This is a genomic window from Vibrio sp. YT-18 (assembly GCF_033337345.1).
Taxonomy (GTDB): Bacteria; Pseudomonadota; Gammaproteobacteria; order Enterobacterales; family Vibrionaceae; genus Vibrio; species Vibrio alginolyticus.
Genome location: NZ_JAWOQO010000301.1, coordinates 1 through 1,017, shown reverse-complemented (window position 1 = coordinate 1,017; position 1,017 = coordinate 1). Strand labels below are relative to the sequence as shown.

Annotated in this window: 2 protein-coding genes; both read left to right on the top strand. The window is 46.2% G+C overall.

Features of this window, described 5'->3' with window-relative positions:
• A partial coding sequence (locus tag R7M72_RS26155) for a glycosyltransferase family 9 protein (RefSeq protein WP_318056600.1) occupies positions 1-622 on the top strand: 622 nt, incomplete at its 5' end.
• Positions 623-657: 35 nt separating this feature from the next.
• The coding region (locus R7M72_RS26150; protein WP_318056598.1) for a glycosyltransferase family 2 protein at positions 658-1,017 on the top strand (360 nt) is incomplete at its 3' end.

The window sequence follows — 1,017 nt, the reverse complement described above, 5'->3', positions numbered from 1 at the left end:
AATTGGCATCCCTAACACGGAGCTAGACTGGGCACTTTCCTACTCCGCACAAGACCAAGAGTGGGCAGAGAATCATGTTTCTTGCGACAAACCCAACCTACTGATTGTGCCAGGAGCCAGTAAAGCATATAAAAACTGGAATGCTGAAGGGTACATAGACGTCATCCACCATGCGAGAGCACAAGGTTGGAATGTAATTCTGGCTGGCAGCCCAGCTCAAGTCGAACTGGATTTGGCAGATGCCATTCAATCTCGACTGGAAGAGCCATGTCTAAATTTAGTTGGGCAAAGCTCAATCCTGCAAATGCTGGCTCTGATTGACAAAGTAGACATGGTCATCGCGCCTGATACCGGGCCAGCTCACATGGCAAGCGCCATGAACACACCGATCATTGGTTTATACGCCCACCATAATCCGGTTCGAGTGGGCCCATATCGCTATCTACAGTATGCCGTCTCAGTTTATGAGGAAGTCATCTTGGCTGAAACAGGAAAAACCAGCCAACAACTAAGCTGGAGAACTCGTGCGAAAGATGAAAAAGCAATGAATCGCATCACAAGCAAGCAAGTGATTACAATGTTCAATCAAGTCGTAGAAGATTTGTACCCGCAATACCAGTAAACTCCCTGTATAGATTTGTTAAGAAGGAAGTCAATTTGTCCAAGCCAACTTTAGCCGTTGCCTTAATCGTCAAAAATGAAGAGAAGCATTTAAAAGCTTGTCTAGACACCGTAAAAGATTGGGTTGATGAGATTGTCATCCTCGACTCGGGCAGTACCGACCGCACTGAAGAAATTGCCCGACAATACACCGATAAGTTCTATACCAACTTAGACTGGCCGGGATTTGGAAAACAACGCCAACTTGCGCAGCAATATGTTACGGCCGACTACGTATTGTGGTTAGATGCCGATGAGCGTGTTACCGATGAATTGCGGCAAGATATACTCGACGCAATCAACCAACATAGCGATCAAAACGTTTATAGTGTAAACCGACTGACGACAGCCTTTGCC